The organism is Kitasatospora cystarginea, from assembly GCF_039533515.1.
Classification (GTDB): domain Bacteria; phylum Actinomycetota; class Actinomycetes; order Streptomycetales; family Streptomycetaceae; genus Kitasatospora; species Kitasatospora cystarginea.
Genome location: NZ_BAAATR010000003.1, coordinates 378833 through 404413 on the forward strand (window position 1 = coordinate 378833; position 25581 = coordinate 404413).

Consider the following 25581-nt stretch of genomic DNA (forward strand, 5'->3'; position numbering starts at 1 on the left):
CCTCGGTCGCCTCCGCGTCGGGTATCAGGTCGGTCCCGTCCGGGCGGTGGGCTCGGCGGGCGCCGCCTCGGCGTCGTGTCCACAGGTTGTGGACACAGGCTCCGGCTGTTGACCCGGCAGGAAGGATCCGGGCTCGCCGGGCTTCGCGACCGGCGGCCAACTCACGGTGGAAGCTGCCGGATCGGGCCGGTGGGACGTAGACTCCATGCTGAAGCTCCAGACTGGGGCGCGGGACCTGATCCGTCGCGCGCCGCCGATGAAGGTCGTGGGTAAGGACTTCGCCTGGCCCTCGGTGTTCGCAGCACCGGGGGCCTTCGTGCACCCTGGGGTGGTCGGGCCGGGGATCCTGGCCCTCTCAACTCGCAGGGACTGCTTGCACCTTGGCGGTGGTCCCTCGGCGGCCGAGGCCGCCGAGGGACCACGAACGTACGGTCATGCCGCAGGAAGATCCACTCCACTCGGGCAAGTACGCCCACGGCAGACAGGCTTGTGGATCGGGCTCTCACCACGTCAAGCTGCATCAGCCGCCGAACCTTCGCCGAACGCCGCGTCGATGCCGAGCAGGCGCAGAAGGTCCGCTGTGATCACGCGGTACTTCCTGCCCAGTCGCAGGACCCGGCAGGGGTAGGCACCGAGGCGGGCCAGCTCGTAGCCCTTGCTCCGCCCGAGGCCGATGGCCCGGTTGGCGGTGTCGAGGTCGATGGCCGCCGGCAGCCTGAGAAGTTCGGCCCGACCCATCCCCTGCGCCGTCGCCGATATGTCACCAGTTCGCACATGAACTCCAAATCCGAGCTTCCTCGGACGGGGGGCTGCGGCGGAGTGCCGCAACGGAGAAGAGCTTTCCAGTGGCTACTGTGTCGATATGACACAACGCCGCGAGGAACACTGGTCCACCGACGACGAAGACGCGCCCGACTGGCCCGAACGGATCACCAAGGACGTGATCCGAGCAATCACCCGACGGAGGCAAGACCTTGGACTGTCCGCGCAGGATGTGGCCAACGAAACAGGGGACTTGGGCTACGAAGTCCCCCGGAACGTCATCGCCAACTGGGAGTCCGGCAGGCGCAAGACGATCACGATTCCCGAGCTGATCGTCGTGGCCGAGGCCCTGGACATCGCACCGGTCGAGCTGCTCTTCTCCCCAGCCCTCGGCGGCTGGGTCGACTACCTGCCGGAGATGCCCAGCGACCGCTGGTCGGCGCTCACCCACTTCACAGGAGAGGCCCGCCACTCGCTCGGGATGTACCGGCTCCGCCTCTACCGGGAGCACGAACGGATCTGGCAGGAGCTCCAGGAGGAACATCACGACGCGTTCCAGCTGGAATTCAAATTGTTCCGGGAGGAATGGCCTCCCGGCTCACAGGACAAACTCGACGCTTTCGTCGCCGCCGTCCGCGAGCGGCTTCAACCCGTCAGGGCACACCTGCGCGAGATCGGCCTGGAAGTCCCGCACCTCGCACCGAGTCTCGGCTTTCTCGACGCCGAACTCCCCCCGCTGAAGACCGATACCGATCTGGAGGACGAATGAAGGGTTCCACCTACCACCGCTGCTACTGCCGCGACGCCGAGACCGGAAAGCCGCTCGGCAAGGCGTGCCCGAAGCTCGGCAGCCGAAAGCACGGCGCCTACTCCATACGCCAGGAGCTGCCCAACTCCGAGGACGGCACTCGCCGTTCGTTCAACCGCGCCGGCTACGAGACGCTCAAGGAGGCGCAGGCCGACCTCGACCACATCCGTGGCCTGCTCGCCCTCGGCAAGGAGGATCCCGACGACCTGGCCCTGGTCGCCGAGCTGCTGGTGAAGGTCGCCGACGAGAAGGCCCAGCTGCCCGACATCGAGGAGACCCGAAACCGTCTGAAGGCCGGTCAGGATCTCTCCAGCCGCGTCACTGTGGGCGAGTGGCTCGATACCTGGCTGGCCGGCAAGAAGATCCGCAAGTCCGGGATCACCCGCTACGAGTGTGACGTGCGGGTCCACCTCAAGCCCCGCATCGGGCACATCCGCGTCGACCGGCTGCGGGTGAGCACGCTCGCCGAGATGTTCACGGCCATCGCCGACGCCAACGAGGAGATCCTGGAGAACAACGCCCTGCGGCACGCGCTGAAGGCCGAGCTCGCCACGGTTCCGATCAAGGGCGTGGAGAACCGCGCCCGCCGCAAGGCTCTGCGCGCCGAACTTGCTGAGATGCCGCCCTTCCGGCGCACGACCGGTGCGGCCACCCGCCAGCGCATCCGGGCCACGCTCCGGACCGCCCTGAACGACGCGATCCCCGAGGGCCTGATCACCCTCAACCCGGCCGCCCACGTCAAACTCGACCCGGCCGCCAAGCCGAAGGCTCTGGTCTGGACGCCAGAGCGGGTCGCCCAGTGGCAGGCGACCGGCGTGAAGCCCTCCCCGTCATGGTCTGGACGCCGCAGCAGACCGGCGCGTTCCTCGACTCCGTGGCCGACGACCGCCTGTACGCGATGTGGCACGTGATCGCCTTCCGCGGGCTTCGCCGGGGCGAGGCATGCGGGCAGCCGTGGTCCGAGACCAACCTCGACAACGGCTCGCTGACCGTAACGGCCCAGCTCGTGCAGGACGGCTGGGAGGTCGAGGAGTCCGACCCCAAGACCGACGGGAGCTTCCGGACCGTGGCGCTGGACGACGACACGGTGGCCGTCCTCCGACGCCACCGCGAGCGCCAGCAGAAGGAGCGGGCCGACTGGGGGCCGGCCTGGAAGGCCACCGGCCGGGTCTTCACCAACGAGGACGGTTCCTGGCTCCACCCCGGCAAGGTCACCGAAATGTTCGAGCGACTCGTGGCCGCGTCCGGCCAGCCGCCGATCCGCCTGCACGACCTCCGCCACGGCGCGGCCACCCTCGCGCTCGCAGGAGGAGTCGACATGAAGGTGGTGTCCGACATGCTCGGCCACTCCTCCATCAAGATCACCTCGGACATCTACACCAGCGTCCTGCCCGAGATCGCCAAGGACGCCGCCGAGGCCGCCGCGAAGCTCGTCCCCCTCCAGCGGAAGACCGAAGCCGAGGCTCGCGCCAAGGCCGCAGCCGAGGCGGAGAAGGCCAAGCGGAAGGCCGCCAAGAAGGCGAAGTCCAAGGCCAAGAAGACCAAGCGCTAACCCAAGATCAACACCCGCGCTCACGCATCGCTCACGCAAGCGATCTTGAAGCGCGTCGCTGACGCCTGCTCACACGTCAAGAAACGGCAAAAGGCCCAGGTCGCGGGCTATGTGACCTGGGCCTTCTCGGAGCCGCCTACGGGATTCGAACCCGTGACCTACGCATTACGAGTGCGTTGCTCTGGCCAGCTGAGCTAAGGCGGCACCGCCGTCGTGCGGGACCGAATGATCGTCGCACTGACAACGGGCGCAAGTCTACACACATTCGGGTCGTGGTCCGTACCCGCACCCGCCACCGCTCAGGTGGACGCCCCGCAGCCGGAACGGACGCTCAGGCGGAGGAGACGGCGAGCTTGGCGGCGAAGCCCGCGAAGAGGATGGCGACGGCGCTGGTGAGGCCGGCCGTGAGGCGCTTGCGGCGGCGGAAGGCGGCGGCCAGCGAGGTGCCCGCGAAGATCAGCGCGGAGAGGTAGAGCAGGCTGAACGACTGCAGTATGCCGCCGAGCAGGGCGAAGGAGAGCACCGGCTGCCCGTACGAGGGGTCGACGAACTGGGTGAAGTACGACAGCAGGAAGAGGATGGCCTTCGGGTTGAGCAGGCTGATCACCAGAGCCCTGCGGAACGGGCGCTCCGCGTCGGTCCCGGCCGCGCCGTCGGACGCCTCCGCGCCCTCGGCCCGCTCCGCGGTGGCCCGGCGCTCACGCCAGAGCTCGCGGGCCGCTCGCAGCATCCCGAAGCCGATCCAGAGCAGGTAGGCCGCCCCGCCGAACTTGACCACCGCGAAGACCGCGGGGTTGGCCCGCAGCAGCGAGGCGGCGCCGAGCGAGGTCAGCGAGATCAGGGTGAGGTCGCCGGTGAAGACCCCGGCGGCGGCGCGGTAGCCGGCCCGTATGCCCTTGCGGGCGGCCACGGACGTGACGTACAGCGAGTTCGGTCCCGGCAGCAGGATGATGACGAGGGCGCCGAGGACATACGTCGCCAGGTCGTTGACTCCAAGCACGGTGCACTCCAGGAGCGGATACGAGGGGTGGGGGACGGGCCATCGTATCCGCGTCCCGAGCGGCTGCCACGGTGGCTACTTGGCGCAGCGGGTCCCCGGGTTCGGGGCGGTCCCCGCGAGCAGGTAGGCGTTGACGGCGTTGTCGATGCAGGCGTTGTGCCGCTGGTAGGCGGTGTGGCCGTCGCCGTCGTAGGTCAGCAGCCGGCTCGACTCCAGCTGGCCCGCCAGGGCCTGCGCCCAGACGTACGGGGTCGCGGGGTCGCGGGTGGTGCCCACCACCACGATCGGGGGCGCCCCGGCTGCCCGGATGGTGTGCGGCGTTCCGGTGGCCTTGTACGGCCAGTACGCGCAGCTGAGCGCCATCCAGGCCATGTCGCGGCCGAAGTGCGGGGATGCCTTCTGGAAGGCGGGCATCGCCCGCTCGACGTCCTCCGGGCTGCTGAAGGGTGCGGGCAGGTCGAGGCAGTTGATGGCGGTGTTGGCGAACATCAGGTTGGCGTAGCTGCCGTCCGGCGACCGCTCGTAGTAGGCGTCGGCGAGCTTGAGCAGCGCACTGCCGTCGCCCGCCTTGGCACTGGTCAGCGCGGAGCGCAGCGAGGGCCAGAGGTAGTCGGCGTACATCGCCTCGATGACTCCGGCGGTTGCCAGCGACTCGGTGAGCTTGCGGCCGGAGTCGGTGTTCAGCGGCTGGTCGTGGATCTGCTTGAGCAGGGCGTCGATCCCCTGCCCGGCCTGCTGCTCGGTCCGGCCCAGCGGGCAGTCCTGGTGTGTGACGCAGTCCTTGGCGAAGTCGGCCCAGGCGACCTCGAAGCCCCCGGCCTGGGTCTGGTTGCCTGCCAGCGAGTCGAGCGACGGGTCGATCGCCCCGTCCAGCACCATCCGGCCGACCCGGCTGGGGAAGAGCCCGGCGTAGGTGGCGCCGAGGAAGGTGCCGTACGACTTGCCGAGGAAGTTCAGCCTGCTGTCGCCGACCAGCGCGCGCAGCACGTCCATGTCCCGGGCCGACTCCGCGGTGCTGACGTGCCCGAGGAAACTGCCGGACTGCATCTCGCAGGCGGCGGCGTAGTTCTTGTCGGCGGCGACCAGGGCGTTGATCTCGCCAAGGTTGTCGGGGGTCATGTCGGTCGCGGTGTACGCGTCCATCTGCGGGCCGCTCAGACAGGCCACCGGAGAGCTGCGGCCGACACCGCGCGGGTCGAGGCCGACCAGGTGGTAGGCGGCGCGCAGGCCGGGGTCGAAGCTGTCGATCGAGCCTTCCAGGTAGTCGATCGCCGACCCGCCGGGACCACCCGGGTTGACCAGCAGCGACCCCTGCGCCGCGCCGCCGGCCGGCTTGCGGACTGCGCTCAGGGTCAGGTCGCCGCCGGCCGGGTTCGCGTAGTCGAGCGGCACCTTGAAGGTGGCGCACTCGAATCCCTGGTCGCAGGCCTGCCAGCTGAGCTTCTGTGCGTAGTACGCGGACAGGTTGGCCGGGATCGCGGCGGGGAGCGGTTCGAGCGCGGTCGCGGGCCGGCCCTGCTGGGCGCCGCGGACACTGGAGTCCGATGCCCCGCCGCCCGAGCTGCAGCCCGCCAGCAGCAGCGCGGCGGCGGCCGCCATGGCGGACAGGACGCGGGTCGACCGGACAGCTCGCATGGAGGCTCTCTCCCATCGGACACCGACCGCGAGGTCGCTCGGGTGGCCGAGTCGCTGATCACCCGGCTGTGCAGAGCGTAGCCGGACGTACCGATCGCGCCCGGCAACCGACGACGGCCGGGCGGGGAACAGCCCATCCGGCGGCACCCGGCCCCGCCGCCCCGGCTTCGCCTCCTCCCGGAGCGGATGAGCAGGTACTCCGTCGCCCCCGGGTCACTGCGCCGGCTTGGCCAGGCTCTCCGCCAGGTACTGCACCGCGATCCGAACCAGCCGCAGCCGCACCCGCTCCGGGGAGTAATCCTGGACGATGTCGGAGATCCTCACCTCGGCCTGCGCGGCCCGGCCCCGGCCTCCGTGCAGCACGGCCTGGAGCTTGCGGGCGGAGTCCAGTCCGGCGGTGTCGGCCCTGGCGGCCGCGAGCAGCAGTCTGGCGGTGACCGTGCCGGACGCGTCGGCGCCGGCCCGGGCGAAGGCTGCCGGGTCGTAGCGGCCGGAGACTGCGGCGGCCGCGCCGTACAGGTCGGGTCGGGCCAGCCCGGCGACGGCCGCACACGGCGCCCCGGCCTCGATACCGAGGGCGCCCCAGTTCCCCGGGTCGGCCGGAAGGGTGCGGAACGCGGCGGCTACGGCGGTCCGCAGCGCGGCGTCGTCGGCCACCGCCTGCGGGGCGGCGGCCACCGGTTCGCACGGGCCTGCCGGGCCGGGCGGCGGCTGGGGGGCGAGCACCACGAACGGCTGGGACCGGCCCAGCTTCACCGCCGAGGCGACCCCGTCGAAGACGTCCGGGAGTTCGGCGTCGGCGGTCGTCCCGGCGCCGCCCGCGTGCAGCACGATCACCGGGAAGCGGGCCTTGGGGTCCTCCTTGTACTCCGCCGGCAGCCAGACCCGCACGGTACGTGGATGACCGTCCGGGCCTGCCACCGCACCCTCCAGCAGCTGTCCCCCGGCTGGCTGCCCGACCTCCTGGAACCTGGTGACCACCGGCTGCGGCTCCCGGGAGGGCGCCACCTGGGACGGCGGGGCGGGCGGAACGGGCTGAGGCTGCACGCTCCGATCGACGGAGGCGGTCTCCTGCGCGTCCCGTCCGCCGTACCCGCCCATCACCACCGCCACGACCAGCGCGGTGGCGCACATCCCGCAGACCATCGCGCCGCCGACCCGCAGCAGCAGCGGCCGCTGCTCGGCCGCCAGCTCGTACGTCTGGGCCACCCGGAGGTCACGCCAGCGGAGCAGGGCGGAGCGGAGCAGCCAGATCCCGACGACGGCCACCGGCAGCACGGAAACGGCGAGGAGCGAACGGGGCATGGGACGCACCACCTCGGAGGAACCGACACCGCCCGGGTCTGGCCATCAGCGGCGCGGACCACCGCGGCGTACTCGGTCCACAGGGTGCAAGACGACCGGGTTCCCGGCCCGCGAGGCTTTCCTGCCGCACCCCGGTGTTCACTCGAACGAGCGAGTCGCACACCGTCCCGTGAACAACCCGATAGGGCGAGGGGCCCCGGGGCACCCACGGCTCGAACAGGCCGCACCGCCCGGCGCGCGGGCCCGCGCGATGCCCGGAAGCCGTTGCCCTGGTCGGGCCCGCAAGCCGGCCGAGCGGGCTCAGCCGGCCCGCAGGGCCACCGTCATGGCCTCGACCGCCAGCAGCGGGTCCACGTTCCGGTCCAGCGCCTCCCGGCAGGCGAGCACCGCCTCGATCCGGCGCAAGGTGTTCTCCGGGGCGCCCGCGGCCGCAACCTTGGCGAGTGCGGCCCGCTGGTCGTCATTGGCGAGCGCACCCGTCGCCCCGAGCTGAAGGGCGAGCACATCCCGGTAGAACCCGAGCAGGTCGAGCAGCGCGACCCCCAGCGTCTCGCGCCTGGTCCGGGTCGCCCGGCTCTTCTGGCGCTTCTCCAGCTCCTTGACCGCACCCGCCATTCCGCGCGGCGCCCGGCTCCCCTCCGTGGCGCCGTAGGCAGCCCTGAGGTCGTCGGTCTCCTTGGCGTCCTGGCTCTCGGCAAGGGCCTCGGCGTCGGCTTTGGCGGTGTCCACCAGCCGCTGGGCAGCGGCCAGACATCCGCCGATGTCGGCGACCTCCAGCGGGATGCGCAGCACGTCCAGACGGCGGGCGCGGGCCTGCTCGTCCACCGCCAGCCGGCGCGAGCGCTCCACGTCGCCCTGTCCGGCAAGCGCCGCCAGCCGGGCCGTCTCCGGGTCGACGCCGTCCCGCTGGACCAGCATGTCGGCGACCGCCTCGGCCGCGGGGGTACGCAGCACCAGCAGCCGACAGCGGGAGCGGATGGTGGGCAGCACGTCTTGCACGGACGGTGCGCACAGCAGCCATACCGTCCGGGGGGAAGGCTCCTCGACGCCCTTGAGCAGCGCGTTCGCCGCCGCTTCGGTGAGCCGGTGGGCGGCGTCCACCAGGATCACCGACCAGCGGCCGCCGGTCGGGTAGCTGGAGGCGCGCAGCACCAGGTCGCGCATGTCGCCGACACCGATCGACAGACCGTCGGTGCGGACGAACTTCACATCGGCATGGCTGCCGGAGAGCACGGTGTGGCAGCCCTCGCAGAACCCGCAACCGGGCACCCCGCCGAGCTCCAGATCGGGGCTGGTGCACTGCAGCGCGGCGGCGAAGGCCCGCGCGGCGGTGGTCTGCCCGGCCCCGGGCGGACCGGTGAACAGCCAGGCGTGCGTCATCAGCGAGGCGTTCCCACCGGTCTCCGGCGCAGCCGTACGGCCTGCGGCCACCGTGGCCCGGGCGGCCTGGGCGGCCGCCTTCAGCTGCTCGACCACCCGATCCTGGCCGACCAGGTCGTCCCACACACTCACGCCGCGCTCCCGCCGACCACCGGTACTCCTCGCTTCCGGTCGAGCCTAACGCCGTAGGCCGACAACCGGCTCCGCCGCGGCCTGCTGCTCCGGCAGCGGCTGGTGACCGCCCGGCCCCGCCGCGGTCCCGGCCGCCACCGCCCCCTCGTCGACGGCCGGCTCGTCGGCAGCCCGGACCCGGGCGAACGAGTTCCGCAGGTGCCGCTTCATCCAGCGGGATACCGGCCGCTCGACGAAGCGGTGCACCAGCCAGGAGGCCGCGATCATCACCACCAGCAGCCCGCCGGCGAGCAGCCACGGGTTCACCCGGAACCGGAGCTGATCGATCACCGCCCACCCGATGTACTCGTGCAACAGGTAGAGCGGGTAGGTGACGGCCCCGGCGGTGGTGAGCCAGCGCCAGTCGATCCGGTCGAACCAGCCCAGCGCCACCCCGGCCATCAGCAGGTAGCACGCCGCGAGCACCACCGCCACGGCGGGTCCGGGCAGGTGGTAGTCGGTGTTCTTCTGCACGAACTGGAAGGTGGGCTGCACCGTCCGCAGCCCGGCCAGGTAGCTGAAGCCGACCAGTAGCCACAGCAGCAGGTCCGGGCCGAACCGCCGCATCAGGTAGAACGCCATCCCGCCGATGAAGAACCAGCAGTGCTCCGGCATCACCAGTACCTGCAGCCAGGCCTCGTTCGACAGGGCGTACGTGAGCACCCCGGCGGCCGACCAGACCATGCAGAAGGTCAGCACCCGGCGGTAGGTCAGTCCGCGCCAGACCACCAGCGCGAAGATCAGGTAGAACCTGGCCTCCACCCACAGGCTCCAGTACACGGCGTCCACGTACGGTGCCCCGAACGGGTGCTCGAACATGGTCAGGTTGGTGAGCACGTCCTGCCAGGAACGCGGCGAACCGCCCGGGATCAGCACCAGCGCAACCGTGGTCACCAGCACCGCCAGCCAGTAGGCCGGGAAGAGCCGGATCACCCGCGAGGTGAAGAAGTCGGAGACCGACCGGCCCCAGCCGCTCAGGCAGATCACGAAGCCACTGATCAGGAAGAACAGCTGCACGCCCAGCCAGCCGTAGGAGGCGGGCAGGTGCAGCACCGGGAACACCTCGGCGCGCGGCCGGCCCCAGTCCGAGCCGTACGCCACGTAGTGGTACGTCACCACCATCAGCGCGGCGACGAACCGCAGACCGTCCAGCGCGGCGAGCCGCCCACCGCGCGGTGGCGTCTTCGGGGCAGGGTCGGTGGCTCTCACGTGTGATGACTTCCTAGACGCCGGACGGAACGGGGCAGGCGTAGCAGTCTCTCAGAATCCGGCGTCCCGTCCCGCCCCGCGGTCGTTGGCGCACGACCGACCCGGGCGGTGCGCGGTCTCGATCGGGTCTCCGGATCAACGAGGGGCATCAGGCGCGGGAGCGGGGAACCGGGTGATCGGACACCCGGATCCGGCCGCCCCGGGCGGGACCTACTCCCGGCCTCCGCGCCACTTGCGGCCCTTGCCGCGGCCGTCCTGGCCCTCGCCCTGCCGGTCACTGTGCTCCCACTCCTCGCGGGAGCCCAGCAGGGTGTCGGTCAGGCTGGGACCGCCCTCCGGCTCGACCGAGGGCAGCTCCCTGGTCGCCTCCGCGGCGGTCTCCGCCTCGGACGGCTGCTCGGCGCGCCACAGCCCCTGCGGCACCCGGTCCTCGGCCGGACCGGACTCGGTGCGCGAGCCGCTGCTCCTGCCCCAGGACGTCCGCGCTCCGCCGCCGGCGGTGCCGGACCGCGGCGTCGGCTCCACCCGCGGCAGTACGGCGGTCTCCTCCGCCGCCCCGACCGTCGGCAGCACCGTGGTCTCCTCTGCCGCCCCGACCGTCGGCAGCACCGTGGTCTCCTCCGCCGGATCAGCGTCCAGTGCCTCCGCCGCCCGGACCGCGGCCCGGCGCTCCGGCTCGGAGATCTCCCGGGTGACCTCCTCGGTGCCGCCGACCTTCGGCAGCTCCACGGTCGAGGCCGCAGCCGGACCCTCGGCGGCCTTCGCGGCCTTCGCGGCCGCAGCCTCCTCCGCCAGCCGGGCCGCCTCGGCCCGCTGCAGAGCCTCCTCCGCCCGGCGCCGCTGCTCGGCCCGCTGCAGCTCGCGCTGCCGCTGGAGCTCCGCCTGCGCCGCCGCCTCCGCGGCCAGCCGCTCCCGCTCGGCCTCCTCCGCCTTCCGCTTGGCCTCGAGCTCGGCCTCGAGCTCGGCCTGCCTTGCGGCCTCCTCCTCGGCGCGCCGCTTCGCCTCGGCCTCCGCCTTGCGCCTGGCCTCCTCGGCCGCCTTCTTCGCCTCCTCGGCAGCGACCCGCTCGGCCTCCTCGCGCGCCAGGCGCTCCTGCTCGGCCTGCTCGGCCCGCAGCTGCTCCAGCAGTTCCTGGCGCTTGCGCTCGGCGGCCTCCTCCTCGGCCTTCCTGCGGGCCTCCTCGGCGGCACGCCGGGCGGCCTCCTCGCGGGCGAGGCGCTCCTGCTCGGCCTGGGCCGCCCGCTCCTGGGCGGACAGCGGCAGCTCCCGGTCGAGCCGGTGGCGGATCGCGGTGGTCACGAAGGCGGGCTGCTGGCTGCCGTCCACCACTAGGTAGCGCGCCGGATCGGCAGCGGCCAGGGCGAGGAACCCGGCCCGGACCCGGGCGTGGAACTCGGTCGGCTCGGACTCGAGGCGGTCCAGCGCCTCGGTGAAGCGCTCCCTGGCCTTGCCCGGGTCGACGTCCAGCACCACCGTCAGGTCGGGCACCAGACCGCCGGTGGCCCAGCGGGAGATCCGGGCGACCTCGGTGGCGGCCAGGTCGCGGCCCGCGCCCTGGTAGGCGATGGAGGAGTCCATGTAGCGGTCGGTGATCACCACCGCGCCCCGCTCCAGCGCGGGCCGGATGACGTTCTCGACGTGCTCGGCCCGGTCGGCCGCGTAGATCAGGGCCTCGGCGCGGTGCGACAGGCCGGTGTTGCCGACGTCCAGGACGAGCGAGCGCAGCCGCTGACCGATCGGGCTGCCACCGGGCTCACGGGTGAGCACCACCTCGTGGCCCTTGCTGCGGATCCACTCCGCCAGCGCGTTGGCCTGGGTGGACTTGCCGGCGCCGTCGCCGCCCTCCAACGCGATGAAGAAGCCGGTGCCGCTGATCCGGTGCGGCGCCAGCGCCGCACCGCCGCGCAACGACTCCAGCAGCTCGCGCCCGAGCGGGACGCTGCCACGCTGGTCGTCGGTCTTCAGCAGCACCACCGCGGCCAGCACCATGGTCAGCAGCCCGGCGGTGGCGATCGCCAGCGCGGCCCCGTCGTGGATGAAGGTGAAGCCGCCGGGCCCGACCCGGCCGTACTCGACCTCGCCGTAGCCGGCGGCGATCAGCGGGACGACGATCAGCGCACCGCCCACCACGGCCCGCAGCACCGCGTACAGGTGCTCGGTGACCTTGGGCAGCCGGATCTCCTCGACCTCCTGGGCGAGCAGGGTCCGGCCGGTGGCGATCACGACTCCGGCGGCCAGTCCGGCCAGCACGGTGAGCATCAGCACCAGGACGAAGTCCAGCACCAGACCGGCCAGGATCAGCGCCACGCCCTCGATGAGCAGAGCGAGCGCGAGCAGGCGGCGCCGGGAGAGCGAGGGCAGGGTCGCCCGGGTGATCCGTACGCCGAGCGCGGGAGCACCGGCCGCGGCGAGCACCAGCAAGCCGAACCCGATCGGGCCGGCCCGGTGGCCGATGGCGGTGAGCAGTCCGAGCGCGGCGACGCCAGCCATCGAGGCATAGGCCGCGGCGACCGAGAAGGTGAAGTAGGGGGCGGAGCCGGTGCGGCCCTTGCGCAGCGTCGGCCCGGGAGTGGCGTCGGTGGGGGCGCGCAGGCCCTGGAGTGGGGAGCGCGGCGCGGCCGCCGTACCGCCGGGCAGTTCCTGCAGGAAGATCAGCGCGGCGGAGCCGGCCAGCAGCAGGGCCGCGCCGACCCCGGCCGCAGTGAACTGGTGGGTCCGCAGCCAGTGCGAACCGAGCGCTGCGAAGACGTTGTTGACCAGAGTGAAGGCCACCAGCGCGATGGCCGCGAGCGGAACGGTCGCCCAGCCGGTGCGCATGTCCAGGGTGCGTACGGCGTCCAGGCTCGCCACGGACGGCCGCTGCTCGGACGGTGCGGCGCCGGCATCGGCGGGCGGCAGCAGCGACGGCACCGCGGCCGTCTTGGCGACGGACCAGACCCGCTCCGCGGCGCCGGTCAGGAAGACCGTGCCGAGCAGCAGGTAGGTGGCCGAGCCGGGGCTCCAGCCGAGCCACCACGGCGCGACGCCGATCAGCACCGCACGCAGCGCGTCGGCTCCGAAGAGCACCCAGCGGCGGTCGAGCTTCCCGGCCACCAGGCCGTGTACCGGGCCGAGCAGCACCGCCCCGAACAGCAGGGTGGCGAACACCCGGACGCCGAGCACGGCCGCCACCGCGAGCGCCTGCGCCCGGTAGCCGTGCCCGAACTGACCGCCGAGGATCGCCGCCGCCCAGGTCAGCGCGAGCAGCACCAGCAGGCCCAGCCGGTCGCCGGTACCGCCGACGAGCTGCGCCGTCCAGAGCCGGCGGTAGGGGCGCAACCGCAGCAGCGCGCGGGCCCGCTCTCCGGGAGTCCCGGCCGGGGCCGCCTCGGGGAGTTTTGGTCGGGCGGCGCTCGTGCTGGTGGGCTGCTCCTCGCTCGTCATACGGTCAGGGTAGCGGGCGGGCCCTGCGGCGAAGCCCGGGAACGAGCCCCGACAGGCCCTCATGACAGGGTTGTGACGTGTGCGACCCCGCCCACCGACCGGACGGCGGACCCATGCGTCCCGTCACCGGAACGCCGGGCCCGCCGCGCGGATCGCTCAGCCCTCCTCGGGCGCTGCGGCCTTCCTGGCCACCGTCTTCTTGGCCGCGGTCTTCTTCGCCGCCGCCGTGGTGGTCTTCTTGGCGGCGGTCTTCTTGGCCGCCGTGGTCTTGGCCGCGGTCTTCTTCGCGGCCGTCTTCTTGGCCGGAGCCTTCTTGGCGGCCTTCTTCACCGGACCGCGTGCCCGCTTCTCGGCGAGCAGCTCGTAGCCGCGCTCGGGCGTGATGGTCTCGACCGAGTCGTCCTTGCGGAGCGTGGCGTTGGTCTCGCCATCGGTGACGTACGGACCGAAGCGGCCGTCCTTGACCACCACCGGACGCTCGCTCACCGGGTCGGTCCCGAGCTCCTTGAGCGGCGGAGCGGCGGCGGCCCGGCCGCGCTGCTTGGGCTGGGCGTAGATCGCCAGCGCCTCGTCAAGGGTGATGGTGAAGAGCTGGTCCTCGCTGGTGAGCGAGCGCGAGTCGGTGCCGCGCTTGAGGTACGGGCCGTAGCGGCCGTTCTGCGCGGTGATCTCGTTGCCCTCGGGGTCGGTGCCGACCACCCGGGGCAGCGAGAGCAGCCGGAGCGCGTCCTCCAGGGTGACGGTGTCCAGCGACATCGTCTTGAACAGCGAGGCGGTGCGCGGCTTGACCGCGTTCTTGCCGGTCTTGGGCGTGCCCTCGGGCAGGATCTCGGTGACGTACGGGCCGTAGCGGCCGTCCTTGGCGACCAGCATGTTGCCGCTGACCGGGTCGACGCCCAGCTCGAAGTCGCCGCTGGGCTTGGCCAGCAGCTCCTCGGCGAGCTCGACGGTCAGCTCGTCCGGCGGCAGGTCGTCGGGGACGTCGGCGCGCTGGCCGGGCTCGTCCGCGGTCCTCCCGGCCTTCTCGACGTACGGCCCGTAGCGGCCGACCCGCAGGACGATGTCGTCGCCGACCGGGAAGGAGCTGATCTCCCGGGCGTCGATCGCGCCGAGGTCGGTGACCAGCTCCTTGAGGCCGCCCAGGTGGTCGCCGTCGCCGTTCCCGGCCTCGGCGGCACCGCCGGCGCCCTCGCCCTCGCCGAAGTAGAAGCGCTTCAGCCACGGCACGGACTGCGCCTCGCCCCGGGCGATCCGGTCGAGGTCGTCCTCCATCTTGGCGGTGAAGCCGTAGTCGACCAGTCGGCCGAAGTGCTTCTCCAGCAGGGCGACCACGGCGAAGGAGAGGAAGGACGGGACGAGCGCCGTGCCCTTCTTGAAGACGTACTTGCGCTGGATGATCGTGTCGATGATCGAGGCGTAGGTGGAGGGACGGCCGATCTCGCGGTCCTCCAGCTCCTTGACCAGCGAGGCCTCGGTGTAGCGGGCCGGCGGCTTGGTGGCGTGGCCCTCTGGGGTGAGCTGCTCGGCGGCCAGCGGGTCGCCCTCGGCCACCTGCGGCAGCCGGCGCTCACGGTCGTCCAGCTCGGCGTTCGGGTCGTCGGCGCCCTCGACGTAGGCCTTCAGGAAGCCGTGGAAGGTAATGATCTTGCCGGAGGCGGAGAACTCGACGTCCCGGCCGTCCGCTGCCCGGCCGCCGACCTTGACGGTGACCGACTGGCCGACCGCGTCCTTCATCTGGGAGGCGACGGTCCGCATCCAGATCAGCTCGTAGAGCCGGAAGTCGTCACCGGACAGGCCGGTCTCCGCGGGCGTACGGAAGCGGTCACCGGAGGGGCGGATCGCCTCGTGCGCCTCCTGGGCGTTCTTCACCTTGGAGGCGTAGGTGCGCGGCGCATCCGGCAGGTAGTCGGCGCCGTACAGCTGGGTGACCTGGGCCCGGGCCGCGGTGATCGCGGTGTCGGAGAGCGTGGTGGAGTCGGTACGCATGTAGGTGATGAAGCCGTTCTCGTACAGCTTCTGGGCCACCTGCATGGTCCGCTTGGCGCCGAAGCCCAGCTTGCGGCTGGCCTCCTGCTGGAGCGTGGTGGTGCGGAACGGCGCGTACGGCGAGCGGCGGTAGGGCTTGGACTCGACGCTGCGGACCGAGAACGCGGTCTGCTGCAGGGCGGCGGCCAGCGCGCGGGCGGCCGTCTCGTCCAGGTGCAGGGTGTTGACCGTCTTGAGCCGGCCGTCCGGGCCGAAGTCGCGGCCGCTGGCGATCCGCTTGCCGTCAACGGCGGCCAGCCGGGCGCCGAAGGTCTCCGGGTTCGCGGCGTCGGCCGGAGTGCGGCCGGTGCCGAAGACACCGGTCAAGTCCCAGTAGGAGGCGCTGGTGAAGGCGATCCGCTCACGCTCGCGCTCGACCACCAGACGGGTGGCGACCGACTGCACCCGGCCGGCCGAGAGCTTCGGCATGACCTTCTTCCAGAGCACCGGCGAGACCTCGTAGCCGTAGAGGCGGTCGAGGATGCGCCGGGTCTCCTGGGCGTCCACCAGGCGCTGGTTGAGCTCGCGCGGGTTGGCGACGGCCTCCTGGATGGCGGTCTTGGTGATCTCGTGGAAGACCATCCGCTTGACCGGCACCTTGGGCTTCAGGACCTGCTGGAGGTGCCACGCGATGGCCTCGCCCTCGCGGTCCTCATCGGTGGCGAGGTAGAGCTCGTCGGACTCCGCGAGCAGGCCCTTGAGCTTGGTGACCTGCGACTTCTTGTCCGCGTTGACCACGTAGATAGGGGCGAAGTCGTGGTCGACGTCGACCCCGAGGCGGCGCACCTCGCCGGTGTACTTGTCCGGGACCTCGGCGGCAGTGCCGGGCAGGTCGCGGATGTGCCCGACGCTGGCCTCGACGACGTAGCCGGGGCCGAGGTAGCCCTTGATCGTCTTCGCCTTGGCCGGCGACTCGACAATGACGAGTCGCTTGCCGTGCGCGGTCTCGCTGCTCGGGGACACCTTCGCTCTTCTCTCCCGGTCGTTTCCTGTGCTGGGCGGCGCACCGGCGAAGGAAGACGTCCCGCCTGACCATCGCCGTCCGGAGCTGCCGCTGCGCGACGGCCCCACCAGCGGAGTGTGACCGTACCCTGGCCACCCTTGTCAAACGGACGGTTCCCGCTTTTTCACCGGCAAGGTCGACCCACGCCACTCGAACGGTAACCCGACGATGCGCGGTCGTGCCGCGCGGAGGGGTGGCGAGGGCCTGCCACCGGCCGGTTTCGGCCGTCGGCGAGCGGCCCGTCTGCGGAACCGCGATCAGCCGGGGCTTGAGCGGCAGCGGGCCGGGTCCTGAGCCGTGGTGCGGCTGGCTGAAGTCGTGGTCAGGGATCTACTTCTCGCCGAAACCCGCTGGGCTTTCCGGGACTTCGCGTGACCCTGCGGAGACCATCGGTGACCCGGGGTTCCAGCGGCCCCGGTCCGGCGGCCGCCGCATCCTCAGCTCTGGAGCGCGCTCGCGATCAGACTCAGGCCGACCGCGAGCGCGCTCGTGCCGAGCAGCACCCAGAAGACGTCACTGGGCAGGCAGGGGCTGGTCTCGGAGGCGGCGAGGACCACGCGGCTCGGACGACGGGCGTCGTACGCGACCTGGACGACCGCCCCGGGCAGCAACCCGGCCGGACGCCGCAGCCTGGTGTGCCCGCGCGGCCGGGAGAGCACCGACTCGGCCTCGCCCGCACCCGCCGCTCCGACGGTCGGCAGGGTGGAGTACGAGAGCAGCGGGGCGGTGTCGAGTTCGCCGTACGGGTCGCCGTAGAGTTCCCCGTACGGATCGCCGTCCACCACGACCCTGGCCGTGGCCGGGACGCCGTGGCGGCGCAACCGGTGGCGGAGCCGCAGTTCGAGAGCGCACCAGACGAGCAGCGCGCCGCCGAACAGGATGAGGACGGACCCTGCCGCGGTCGCCGTCTGCGTCTCCATGTACGTCTCCCTCCGCGCTGTGCACCACTGGTGTCCGCCCGACCACTTGAGCCGGTGCACGGGAGCGTGGCAGCTCGGGGACAACCCGGGGCTGACGTTCGAAGTACGGTGGAGAACACCGGGGGGACGGGCGGGTGAACTGCCACGCGCACGAGGACCGCACGGACCGCACTACCGAAGCACGGCGCCGGGCGACCGCTCGGCGCTTCCGGGAAACGCTTCCGGAGAACAGGGGAACTTCGGGGGGACGCGGTCATGTTCGTTCGCCGACCGGCACTCAATACAGCCTGCCTGGCCGGTGCCGTGCTGACTCTCTCTGTCCCTCCCTGTCGCTTGCGAATCACGTCCGGCCACCGGGGCAGGGGCGTCCTCCCCCTCCGCCTCCCCGCCGAGCTCGGCGGCGACGATCTGGCCACCGGAGTCGACCTTGATCAGGAAGTAGTTCCCGTGGCAACTGCGCCGGTAGAGGGCGCCGGACCACGGCCGGAGGGTCCGGCTCGATCACCCGCCGCGTGCGCCTTCACCAGCCGCAACCGGACCAAGCCAGACCGGGCCGGCCTCCGACTGGACCCACCATGGGCCCGGACTTGGCCACAGGGACGCCCCTGCGGCCAAGTGCCGCCTCAGATCACCGGGTTGATGAAACCCTGCTCGGTCAGCAGGCGCAGCGACTCGGGCGTCCGGTCGCGCAGCACCACCCGGTCCTCACCGAGCAGGTGCGCGATCGCGTCGATGATCTCGCCAGCCGTGAGCGTTCCGTCGCACACCCCGACGAAGCTCGCGCCGACCGTGTCCACCTTGGTCGCCCGCCGCATACCGCGGTTGTGACGGAGGATCACGTGCTCCGGGTCCTCCGCCCCGGGCGCGCCGACCTGCTCCTGGACCACCTCGTCGGCCAGCAGGTAGCGCGCTGCGAGCAGGGCCGCGTCATCGTGCGTCCGCAGGAAGTCCTGGCGCGCGAACCAGCTCTCGATGTGCGGGCCGAGCGGCTGCTCCACCGGGTGCGGCCACTCCTCGATCCGTACGGCGGGCCGGGCCGCACCGCCGGCCCGCAGGGTGATCCAGCCGAAGCCGATGCCCTCGACGCCCGCGGCCTCGAAGGTCTCCAGCCACTCCTCGTAGCGGGTCTGGTAGTCGGAGCCGGAACCACGGTGGTCGCCGCCGTCCCGCAGCCACAGCTCGGCGTACTGGGCGATGTCCTGGACCTCTCGCTGCACCACCCAGGCGTCCAGCCCGGTACCCGCCACCCAGCCCGCCAGGCGGTCGTGCCAGTCCTCGCCCTTGACGTGCTGCCAGTTGGCCAGCAGATGGCAGTACCCGCCCGGCTCCAGGTGCGCGGCCGCGCCCCGGACCAGACTGCGGCAGAGGTCATCCCCGGCCATCCCGCCGTCGCGGTAGACGAAGCGGCTGCCGGGCGAGATCACGAACGGCGGATTGGAGACGATCAGGTCGAACTTCCGGTCGCCCACCGGCTCGAACAGGCTACCCTCGGCCACCTCGACGTTCTCGAACCCGGAGAGGGCCAGGGTCAGTCGAGTGAAGTGCAGCGCGCGGGGGTTGAGGTCGGTGGCGGTGACCCGCTGGGCGTGCCGGGCGGCGTGCAGCGCCTGCACCCCGGAGCCCGAGCCGAGGTCCAGCGCCTCCCGCACCGGCCGCCGTACGGCGAGGTTCGCCAGCGTGGTGGACGCGCCGCCGACACCGAGCACCAGGTCCTTACGGGCCACTCCGTGTGCGGTCTCTCCCGAACCGATGCCGCCCGCGCCACCGACCGCGCACCCGAGGTCGGACACCACCCAGGCATCCGCGCTCGGCAGCCCCGCGACCTCGTTCGCGTACGGGCGAACGTCCACGGTGGCCCGCACGGTCTCGCCGTCGCGGATCAGCCAGCCGTCCGTCAGGCAGTCCTCGACCGGCAGGGCCGCAGCCGCCGCTGCGTACGGGACCGGCCGCTGGAGCAGGAAGAGCCGCACCAGCGTCTCCAATGGGCTCCCGCCACGGGTCGCACGCAGCGCGGGCACCGCCTCGCTGCGGGCCAGTGCCGCGTAGCCGGCCGGCCCGAGCAGGTCGAGGCAGCCGTCGGCGGTGTACGAGGCGGCGAGCAGCGCCTCACGGAGCTTCGCGAGGCGGCCGAGGTCAAGAACGGGGCTACTGGTCACCGGCCCATTGTCCCCCGTCCCTCACCACCCCGACCGCGCGGCACCGCTGCCGTCGCGGCACCGTTCCCGGGGCAGCCGGTGTGCCCGGAACAGCCGGTCGCCGGATGCCCGGCTGGCGAACTGCTCAGCCGCCGGACCGTCGGCGCCGCCCCGGACGGCTACCTGACCGGTAGGCCGCCGGACGACTGATGCGACTGCTGTCAGGCTGCTGGATCGGGTTACCCGCCAGCCCGCTCAGTTGCCGGACGAGGAGGCCGACGGCGACGCGGCGGCCGTGTCCGCAGCGCCGTCCGTGGGAGCCGCACTGGACGCGGCGACCGACGGGGAGTCGGTCGGGGAGGCCTCCGGGGAGCCGCTCCGCGATCCGCCGTGGTCCGAGGAACCGGCGCCTGGGGCACCGGTCACGGCACCGGTGGGCGCACCGGCCGCCCCGCCCGACGGCCCTCCGCTCGCCGCTCCCGCACCGGGCTTCGCCTTGCAACCCGGCTGCTTGCTGATCGCCACCCCGAGGTCGCCGCTCTGGACGTTCTTCAGCGCGGAGGTGGACTGCTGGGCCAGCCGCTGGATCTGGTCGCCGATGCTCCTGAGGCCGTCCGCGAACCGCGCCTGGTCGGCGTTGTCCAGCACGTTCAGCTTCTTCTGGACGTCGAGGTAGCCCTGGGTGGCCTGCTTGAGCTCGTCCACGGCCCCCTGCTGCAGCTTCGCGCCGTCGCTCACCTTCGGCGCGCCTGCCTTGTTAATCGCGTCGGCCAGCTGCTGGTTGGCGGTCGCGAGCACCGCGAGATCGGTCGACAGTCGCTTCTGGAGGTCCACCGGGGCCTCACCCTGCTTGACCCTGCCGGTGTCGGCGAGGGCGTCGCTGGACTTCCCGATCGGGCCCTGCGCGCCATCGCAGACGTTCTTCGCCCAGTTGTTGAGCGAGGCGCTGTTGTCGTCGCCACCGCACCCGACGGCGCCGAACGCCAGCAGCGCACCGAGCGCGGATACGGTCAGCAGTCGCTTCTTCACCGGGAAGGCCCTTTCGGTGTCGGTCATCGACCTGCGAACCTACACGGCCACGCGTTCGGCCCGCAGGCGCCCGGCCCCCCACGGCCCTAGAGGACAGTTCGGCAAGGGCAGACGGCTGGGACAACGGGTGCCGGTCAGGCCCACCCGACCCGGATCGGGTCCGCACTCCGGACGGTACGCAGTACCTACGGTCACCGGCCGACACTCCGGGTCCGACACACCAAGGATCTTGCAGGCACCAGCCAGCCGGCACTCGTCGCCGCGCGAGGTCGGCGTGGGCTCGTAGGGCCGCACCGGGCCGTCGCCGCCGGTCCGGAACGCAAGCGTGCCGGGCTCTACGACCTGCCGGGCGCCGGCCTCCTCGGTGTGTCGACCACAGAGTTGCCGGCGCCTGCCCGGCCGCCCACGGGGTGCATCCGGACGCCACGCACCCGGGCAGGCAGGAACAGGCAGAGTGAACCCGGGCAGGCGGGAGCCAAACAGCGTGAACCCGTGTGAGCGTGAGCCCGGGCAGAGCGACACGGGCAGCCGAAATCGGGGCGACCGGGAGCTGGGCAGATCGGGATCGGGAACCGCAGGGCTCAGTCGTCGGTCGCCGGGTCGGGCATCGGCCAGCTCATCCGGATCAGGCCGCCGTCGGCGCCGCTGGTCACCTCGACGTCCTCGACCAGGCCGGTGATCACCGCGAGGCCGAGTGCGTCCTCGTCGGCATCGGCCCCCGCGTCTCGATCGGAGGCGGGCATTCCGGCTGGACCGGCCTCATCCTCCACCTCGATGAAGAAACGCTTCTCCTGGTCAATCAGAGCGACCCGTACCGCTCCGTCGACGCCGCCACGGCGGTGCAGCCCGACCGCGCGCGAGCAGGCCTCGCCGACCGCGAGTCGCACCTCGTCGAGCACCGACTCATCGACACCGGCACGTCTCGCCACAGCCGCGGCCACCAGCCGGGCCGTGCGCACGTGCTCGGGAAGCGGACTGAATCGAAGTTCGACGGTTGCCATCTCTCCCCCTCCGGGGTAGCTCCCCAACACCTCACCGCTCATTGCGGCACCGGGTCCGTTCCCGGTCCCGCACAGCCGGCGAGGCACGGTCGCCCCGCCGGTCTGCTCACATCGGCGTGTCGAAGGTGGATCAGTCGGTCGCGGAGACCGCTTCCTCGACCGAGTTGTGGATCGGGAAGACCTTGGTCAGGCCGGTGATCCGGAAGATCTTGAGGATGCGCTCCTGGTTGCACACCAGACGCAGCGAACCCTCGTGTGCCCGGACCCGCTTCAGGCCGCCGACAAGGACGCCCAGACCGGTCGAGTCGAGGAAGTCAACGCCCTCCATGTCGACGATCAGGTGGTAGTTACCGTCGTTGACGAGCTCGACCAGCTGCTCGCGCAGCTTGGGGGCGGTGTACACATCGATCTCGCCACCGACCTCGACAACCGTGCGGTCGCCGATCGTGTGGGTCGACAGGGACAGGTCCACGGAACCTCCAGCACCTTGCCTTGCTACGTCATTGCAACCTCGGCCGGTCGGCCGCCATCGCTTGGCCGCAGAGCGGGCACACCGCCACGGCAAATGGAACCCCGGCGTTGCGACCCTCGGCCATGCGGCCGTCACGGCTTCATTCAACCACCTGTGACCATGCCCGCACGATGGCTTGGAGCGATTCTCCGTCACGCCGGTGACACACTGGGTCCTCATGCCGCCCCACCATCGCGCGCCCGAAGCCCTGTTGACCGCCCTCGCCGGTAGCCGGTCCCGTTCCGACCGCCTCACCCATACGGAGCAGTTGCCAGCCCGTCAGGCATGCTTTTCGCCGTGGCCGGACGGCATCCGCCCGGAAATCGTGGCCGCCGCCCGGACCCTGGGCGTCGAACTGCCCTGGGCGCACCAAGCCGAGGCGATGAATCTGGCCAAGAACGGCCAAAGCGTGGTGATTGCCACCGGGACCGCCTCGGGCAAGTCGCTCGGCTATCTGGCGCCGGTCCTCAGTGATCTGCTGGACGGCACCGAGGCCCCGAACGGGCGCGGTGCGACCGCCCTCTACCTGGCCCCGACCAAGGCTCTGGCCGCCGACCAGCGCAGACGCGCCGCCGAACTCGCCCCGGACCGGGTCCGCCCGGCCCTCTACGACGGCGACACGCCGCCCGAGGAACGCGAGTGGGTCCGCCAGTACGCCTCGTACGTGCTCACCAACCCGGACATGCTGCACCGGGGTATCCTCCCCGGCCACACACGCTGGTCCTCCTTCCTCAAGACGCTGAAGTACGTCGTGATCGACGAGTGCCACAGCTACCGCGGTGTCTTCGGCTCGCACGTCGCCCAGGTGTTGCGACGGTTGCGGCGGCTGTGCGCCCAGTACGGCTCAGAGCCGGTGTTCCTGCTCGCATCGGCCACCACCGCCGATCCGGCGGCCACCGCCGAGCGGCTCACCGGCCTCCCGGCCGTGGCGGTGACCGAGGATGCGTCACCGCGCGGTCCGCTGGTCTTCGCGCTGTGGGAGCCGCCGCTCACCGAGAACGTCGGCGAACACGGCGCGCCAGTGCGCCGTACCGCCACCGCCGAGGCCGGCTATCTGCTCACCGACCTGGTCGGCGCCGGAACCCGGACGGTGGTGTTCGTCCGGTCGCGCCGCGCCGCCGAGCTGGTCGCCCTGCAAGCCCAGGAGCAGCTCGGCCCACCCCTTGCCGCCCGCGTCGCCGCCTACCGCGGGGGCTACCTCGCCGAGGAACGTCGCTCCCTGGAACGCGACCTGTACTCCGGGCGGCTGCTCGGTCTCGCCTCCACCTCCGCCCTCGAACTCGGCGTCGACGTCTCCGGTCTGGACGCCGTCCTGATGGCCGGCTACCCGGGCACCAGGGCCTCGCTCTGGCAGCAGGCCGGGCGGGCGGGACGAGAGGGCCAGGGTGCACTCGCCATGCTGATCGCCCGGGACGACCCGCTGGACACCTACCTCGTGCACCACCCGGAGGCCCTGTTCGCCAACCCCGTCGAGGCCACCGTGCTCGACCCCGACAACCCCCACATCCTGGCCCCGCACCTGTGCGCGGCGGCGGCCGAACTCCCGCTCGGTGAGAGCGACCTCGACTTGTTCGGTCCCTCCACCGCCCAGTTGCTCCCGGTGCTGGAGCAACGCGGGCTGCTGCGCCGACGCGGTGCCAAGGCCTGGTACTGGACCCGGCGTGAGCGCGCCGCCGACGCGGTCGACCTGCGCGGCAGTGGCGGCAGCCCGGTGCAGATCGTCGAGGGACGCACCGGCCGGCTGCTCGGCACCGTGGACGCGGCCGCCGCCCACACCACCGTGCACACCGGCGCGGTCCACCTGCACCAGGGCCGTACGTACCTGGTGCAGGACCTCGACCTGGAGACCTCCGTGGCCGTGGTCGAACAGGCGGACCCGCCCTACACGACATCCGCTCGGGACATCACCTCCATCGCCATCCTCGGCACCGACACCACCGTCGAGTGGGGTGAAGCGCGGCTCTGCTTCGGCTCGGTCGAGGTGGTCAACCAGGTGGTCGGGTACCTGCGGAAGCGCATCGCCACCGGCGAGGTCCTCGGCGAGAGCAAGCTTGACCTGCCGCCCAGGACACTGCGCACCCGAGCGGTCTGGTGGACCGTTACGGAGGACCAGCTGTTCGACGCGGAGATCCCGTTCGACCAGCTCCCGGGCGCCGCGCACGCGGCGGAGCACGCCTCCATCGGCCTGCTCCCGCTCTTCGCCACCTGCGACCGCTGGGACATCGGCGGCGTGTCCGTGCCGCTCCATCCCGACACCCAGCTGCCGACGGTGTTCGTGTACGACGGGCACTCCGGCGGCGCCGGCTTCGCCGAACGGGGGTTCCGACGGGCGGGGCAGTGGCTGACGGCGACCCGGGACGCGATCGCGGCGTGCGAGTGCGAGCGGGGTTGCCCGTCGTGCGTGCAGTCCCCCAAGTGCGGGAACGGCAACGACCCGCTCGACAAGGCGGCAGCCGTGAGACTCCTGGATGTCCTGCTCGCCGGGGCTCCGGGGCAGGGCGCCTCGGCCGGGGGTGACGGCTGAGCCGCCGCTGGCGCATCGCCTGTCACCGGCGGGTGGGGCGTGCGCGTCACGCGCAGGTGTAGCGCCCCCGGCGGTCCGGCCTTCGCAGGGCCGCCACCGGCCGAGCTCTCCGCCACCGGATCGGCCGTGGGCCGTGGCGGCTCGGACTCGTCTGCTCCCCAGGACCAGACCGGTCCGGCCCTGGCCCGGGCCTGAGCCGGACCGACCGGAAACGGCAACCCCCCGCGGGGCACTTCGACCTCGACGGTCACCGTGACGGCATCCGCGCCCGGATCCACCGAGCAGGACACCAGCGCCGCCCGGTGCTCGTCCGCGATCCGGGAGGCCCAGCCGCAGCCGCCGTCCGGGTCCAGCAGGAGTCGATCGGCGGCAGCGAGAGCGGCGAGATCCGCCGCCGACTCCGCGCGGTGCCGCGCGGCCACCACCGACCCGACGACCAGGCTGGCGGCGAAGACCACGCAGCCCAGCATCATCAGCGTCACCAGCCAGACAGTCGCCGAACCGGCGTCGGGGGTGGCGAGTGGCATGGCGGGGCACGGTGCGGCGGCGGTCGGCTCGGTGGAGCTTGGTGGGCGCGGTGCGGTAGACGGGGGTCCTGTCGGAGCCGGCTCCGTAACGACCGGGCCGGCCGGGTCAGCCGACCTGAGCAGTTCTGCCGACCTGGCCACCCGAGGCGACCTGAGCGATCCGCCCGCCCCGACCTCGGCGAACCCGGGCCCGCCGAAACCGGCCTGGCCGAACCTGATCCCACCGAACCCGGTCCAGCCGCAGGAACGGGGATCGCGGGGAACGTACGGGCCCAGTGCTCGGACCGCCATCATCCACCGCCCTCCGCCTTACCGATGATGTCCTCGCGGGCCGCCACCGCCGATGCCCCCAGCCGGACCGTGAGAGCCGCCGCGAGACGCCCGGGCCCCGGGCAGGGCGCGTCGATCGCCACCCGTACCGTCTCGCCGTCCCGGGAGACCTGGACGGCAGCCCCGGCCGGTGCCGCGGCTTGTGCCAGCTCAGTGGCGTTCGCGTCACCGCGTGCGGCCGCTCTCGCCCCGATCCGCGCGGCGTCCACGCACCGGATCTGGGCAGCCGCCGCCACAACTCCCCACATCAGCACGGCCGCCAGGAACACCAGGGCCGGGAGTGCGACGGCGGTCTCGGCTGTCACGAACCCGCCGTCCCCGGCCGTCCTGC

16 protein-coding genes, 1 tRNA gene and 2 pseudogenes are annotated in these 25581 nt (G+C 72.2%); 3 read left to right on the forward strand and 16 right to left on the reverse strand.

What is annotated here, in order from left to right; all coding sequences use genetic code 11:
- Window positions 1-510: 510 nt before the first annotated feature.
- Window positions 511-738, reverse strand: a complete 228-nt coding sequence (locus ABD369_RS05595) for a hypothetical protein (protein ID WP_344635110.1) — start codon at window positions 736-738, stop codon at window positions 511-513.
- 124 nt (window positions 739-862) lie between these two features.
- Between ABD369_RS05595 and ABD369_RS05600 the strand changes: the two genes are divergently transcribed.
- Both ABD369_RS05600 and ABD369_RS05605 read left to right on the forward strand, forming a co-directional pair.
- Window positions 863-1531 (forward strand): helix-turn-helix domain-containing protein, encoded by a 669-nt coding sequence (locus tag ABD369_RS05600; protein ID WP_344635063.1) that lies wholly within the window; start codon window positions 863-865, stop codon window positions 1529-1531.
- A pseudogene (locus ABD369_RS05605) lies at window positions 1528-3122 on the forward strand (tyrosine-type recombinase/integrase). Before ABD369_RS05600 ends, ABD369_RS05605 begins: the two are co-directional and overlap by 4 nt.
- A 130-nt stretch (window positions 3123-3252) precedes the next feature.
- Here the strand turns inward: ABD369_RS05605 and ABD369_RS05610 are convergent.
- The 13 genes from ABD369_RS05610 to ABD369_RS05670 form a co-directional block, all read right to left on the reverse strand.
- Window positions 3253-3326: transfer RNA gene (locus tag ABD369_RS05610), tRNA-Thr, on the reverse strand.
- Window positions 3327-3453: 127 nt separating this feature from the next.
- Window positions 3454-4122 carry a leucine efflux protein LeuE gene (gene leuE / locus ABD369_RS05615; RefSeq protein WP_344635064.1) on the reverse strand — a complete coding sequence of 223 codons (669 nt, stop codon included), beginning with the start codon at window positions 4120-4122 and terminating at the stop codon, window positions 3454-3456.
- A 75-nt stretch (window positions 4123-4197) separates the two neighbouring features.
- Window positions 4198-5757, reverse strand: coding sequence for an alpha/beta hydrolase (locus tag ABD369_RS05620; protein ID WP_344635065.1), 1560 nt, complete (start codon window positions 5755-5757; stop codon window positions 4198-4200).
- 213 nt (window positions 5758-5970) lie between these two features.
- Complete coding sequence (locus tag ABD369_RS05625) at window positions 5971-7062, reverse strand: alpha/beta hydrolase (RefSeq protein ID WP_344635066.1); 1092 nt, start codon at window positions 7060-7062, stop codon at window positions 5971-5973.
- A 300-nt stretch (window positions 7063-7362) separates the two neighbouring features.
- Window positions 7363-8574 (reverse strand): DNA polymerase III subunit delta', encoded by a 1212-nt coding sequence (locus ABD369_RS05630; protein WP_344635067.1) that lies wholly within the window; start codon window positions 8572-8574, stop codon window positions 7363-7365.
- 45 nt (window positions 8575-8619) lie between these two features.
- Entirely contained in the window at window positions 8620-9822 is a 1203-nt protein-coding gene (locus tag ABD369_RS05635) for an acyltransferase family protein (RefSeq protein ID WP_344635068.1), read from the reverse strand.
- A gap of 210 nt (window positions 9823-10032) precedes the next feature.
- Window positions 10033-13245, reverse strand: coding sequence for a dTMP kinase (gene tmk / locus ABD369_RS05640; protein ID WP_344635069.1), 3213 nt, complete (start codon window positions 13243-13245; stop codon window positions 10033-10035).
- Window positions 13246-13401: 156 nt separating this feature from the next.
- Window positions 13402-16233 (reverse strand): type I DNA topoisomerase, encoded by a 2832-nt coding sequence (topA, locus tag ABD369_RS05645; RefSeq protein WP_344635070.1) that lies wholly within the window; start codon window positions 16231-16233, stop codon window positions 13402-13404.
- A gap of 477 nt (window positions 16234-16710) precedes the next feature.
- On the reverse strand, window positions 16711-17193 hold the full coding sequence (locus ABD369_RS05650; RefSeq protein ID WP_344635071.1) for a DUF3592 domain-containing protein: 483 nt from the start codon (window positions 17191-17193) through the stop codon (window positions 16711-16713).
- A gap of 623 nt (window positions 17194-17816) precedes the next feature.
- Window positions 17817-19349, reverse strand: coding sequence for a DUF7059 domain-containing protein (locus ABD369_RS05655; protein WP_344635072.1), 1533 nt, complete (start codon window positions 19347-19349; stop codon window positions 17817-17819).
- Between the two features lie 234 nt (window positions 19350-19583).
- Window positions 19584-20384, reverse strand: coding sequence for a hypothetical protein (locus tag ABD369_RS05660; RefSeq protein ID WP_344635073.1), 801 nt, complete (start codon window positions 20382-20384; stop codon window positions 19584-19586).
- A gap of 554 nt (window positions 20385-20938) precedes the next feature.
- Window positions 20939-21358 (reverse strand): ATP-binding protein, encoded by a 420-nt coding sequence (locus tag ABD369_RS05665; RefSeq protein WP_344635074.1) that lies wholly within the window; start codon window positions 21356-21358, stop codon window positions 20939-20941.
- 130 nt (window positions 21359-21488) lie between these two features.
- A complete protein-coding gene (locus tag ABD369_RS05670; protein ID WP_045299370.1) occupies window positions 21489-21830 on the reverse strand; it encodes an STAS domain-containing protein in 342 nt (113 codons plus the stop codon).
- 217 nt (window positions 21831-22047) lie between these two features.
- Here ABD369_RS05670 and ABD369_RS05675 point away from each other — a divergent pair, with 217 nt between their 5' ends.
- Window positions 22048-24393 (forward strand): DEAD/DEAH box helicase, encoded by a 2346-nt coding sequence (locus ABD369_RS05675; protein ID WP_344635075.1) that lies wholly within the window; start codon window positions 22048-22050, stop codon window positions 24391-24393.
- A 182-nt stretch (window positions 24394-24575) separates the two neighbouring features.
- Here ABD369_RS05675 and ABD369_RS05680 read toward each other — a convergent pair.
- Window positions 24576-25214, reverse strand: a pseudogene (locus tag ABD369_RS05680) (Rv3654c family TadE-like protein); the annotation flags it as partial.
- Entirely contained in the window at window positions 25211-25555 is a 345-nt protein-coding gene (locus ABD369_RS05685) for a TadE family type IV pilus minor pilin (RefSeq protein ID WP_344635076.1), read from the reverse strand. The gene ABD369_RS05685 and the pseudogene ABD369_RS05680, both read right to left, overlap by 4 nt.
- Window positions 25556-25581: the final 26 nt, after the last annotated feature.